The sequence below is a fragment of the Moorena sp. SIO4E2 genome (assembly GCF_010671945.1).
GTDB lineage: Bacteria > Cyanobacteriota > Cyanobacteriia > Cyanobacteriales > Coleofasciculaceae > Moorena > Moorena producens.
The window spans coordinates 1-2,579 of record NZ_JAAHIE010000830.1; the positions used below are offsets into that span (position 1 = coordinate 1).

Annotated in this window: 1 protein-coding gene; it reads right to left on the reverse strand. The window is 41.3% G+C overall.

Features of this window, described 5'->3' with window-relative positions:
* Positions 1-112: 112 nt before the first annotated feature.
* Positions 113-1,939, reverse strand: a complete 1,827-nt coding sequence (gene ltrA, locus F6K37_RS37790; protein ID WP_287256167.1) for a group II intron reverse transcriptase/maturase — start codon at positions 1,937-1,939, stop codon at positions 113-115.
* Positions 1,940-2,579: the final 640 nt, after the last annotated feature.

The window sequence follows — 2,579 nt, forward strand, 5'->3', positions numbered from 1 at the left end:
ATGATTGGGTAAATCGGCAAGATTACTCTCGCTTCGTCCCCTTGGCACCGTGCGAACAAGTCTCCAAGTACACGGCGCGACCAATTCCAATTAACTCACTTTTCATTGCTACTTATTTCTCCTTCTTCTTAGTTTTGTTCCTTTTGGTTTTTGTACTAGTTTGGGAGGGGTTTTTAATCCTGTCTTTCAGTTTTTTCTGTATGTCAGGATTAGTAGCACCCAAGGCGTGTATGGATTTATGGCATTCTTCGTGGACATAGACTAGATTACCTAGTTTGTCTTGTCCTCCAAGGTGCTTCGGTGTTATATGATGGAGATGTATATTTTCCATTCCTAAGGGTTGGTTACAAAAAGGGCAGGTGTATTCCTGTCTTTTTGCTATTTTGTCCCTACCTGAAGATAACCTACTCTTGATTGTCTTCTCACTCTGTTTCACTTTTCTTTTTTCCCAGTATTGTTTCATCTTTGGGTCATCTGGGCTGTTTTTATGTTGCACTAGAGTGTGTCTTTGAATAGGAATCCAGGATAATTTCTGCATATATGCATTATCTAGGGATTTTTCACCGAATACCCAATTATCATTTCTTCCAGGACATAGCTTGCCAAAGTATTTTTGGCTTATCCATTTTCCTGATTTCTTATGATGTTTCCGTTTTGCCCATCTCAAACATTTCCAATGTATGTAGCCATCCATTTTTCCGAATGTTTCTTTTGCTGCTACACCACTGTGGTAGTTTCCCCATCCTCTGATTTTTGAGTTTAGTTTTCCTACCACGGTTTTGGCAGATTCCCCTTTCAGTTTTTGAAAGGTTTCTTTTATTTCATTGCGGAATTTTTGTATGTTCTTCTTGGAAGGTTTGATTAGTGTTACCATCCCAGATTTTCGAGCAGAGGTTGGATATTTTCTGAAATTCCATCCGAGGAAGTCGAATCCTTCTTTCAGGTTTCGTATCTTGGTCTTTTCTTCCGAGAGGGTTAATCCTTTTTTGGTCAACCATTTTTTGATGATTGCCTTAGCTTCTTCCGCATCTTCTTTGCTTTCGGTTAAGACCACAAAGTCATCGGCAAAGCGGATGAATGTCCTTTTGGTCGTATTATTCCAATATCCTCCCGCTTCTTTCCTGATATCCTTCCTCCATTTGTACACTATTCCTAATTCCTCTTCCATACCGTGTAATGCGATATTGGCCAATAGAGGGCTTATTATCCCTCCTTGTGGTGTTCCGGATTCAGTTTCATAGAATGTTTTGTTATCTATGTATCCTGCTTTTAACCATTCTTCCACTTTTTTCTTGGCTGGAAATTGTTTGAGGTTTTCCATCAGTGGTTTGTGGGCAATATTGTCGAAACATCCAGAGATGTCTGCATCTAGTACCCACCATTTTCTATTCTTTTCACCCTTGATATTGTCGAATATCCTTTGTCTTGCGTCATGGGTACTTCGTCCTGGTCTAAATCCATATGAGGTGGATTCAAACATTGCTTCCCATTGAGGCTCTAGTGCATTTTTGACGATGTTTTGTGTACATCTGTCTCTCATGCTAGGTATTCCTAGGGGTCTTCTTTTTGAATTGCATTTAGGAATATATACTCTTCTGGTAGGTTTGGGCTTCCAAACTTCGTCACTCATAAGAGTATCGACCAACTCTCCTCTAGAGTGTGGGGTTAATTTAGCTATATTATCCACTCCAGGGGTGTTTTTACCTTTGTTGAGTTGTGAAGCTTGTCTTACGGATATGAGTACATTGGAGTAACTACGGAGCATTAATCTCTGTAGTTTGTTTACCTTTTTCCAGTCGCCTGCGCGAGTCGCTCGGAATATTCTACGTCTTAGTTTCCTGACTTCCTTATAGGCTTTTGTCCATTTTATGGAGTGCCAGTCGGTTGTTTGTTTTGTTACGATACCGTCCCTTTTAGGAGACGATTCCATCTTTTCCATTACAATATAGGAGTAATAACGTTTTTGTTCCTTCGCTTGGAATTAGCTCTGAAATTCAGCACTTTTTCAAGTGAGGGATTTCCCTCTATCCAACCGGTTATACCCTTGGGGTTTTCCCGTTGACTTTCGTCTGTTGGCTTTGGCTTGGTTCAGACTTCTACCGGACTGAGAGTTATACCTCTTCTTACGATTTGGCTACCTAAATCAATCGACCTAGATTTAGGACTCAATCTCGGCTTACCCGGTTACGCACAAAGAAGTTGCGAGTTGAAGGTTGCCGTCTCTACGCCGAGTCCGTGGGGTACTTATTGGTTATCTGTCATGTACCAGATTAACCCAGGAGCTTCTGTTTCCATTACCGCTTTATCAGAAACATCAATAGTTACGACGCTTACAACGATTTCTTATCGTCAACCTTGTCACTCTTTCCCTAACGCCCATAGGTTGTACGGTATTCACCATCTGGTTACGCATTACCCTCTAGCTGTGAGATAGAACGATTCGGGATATTCTTAGCATTTATTGCCATAAATTCCATCTCGTTATACCCCTTTGGGTGGGAACTTGACCTGTACCCTGGTCTTTTTGGGAAAGGGTTCTAGCCTTTCCTCTCCTTTGAGCGCCTTCATCGGTCGCCCAC

Coding starts and splice junctions, on each gene's coding strand:
- ltrA (WP_287256167.1), bottom strand. CDS start 1,939: ATGGAAAAGATGGAATCGTCTCCTAAAAGGGACGGTATCGTAACAAAA.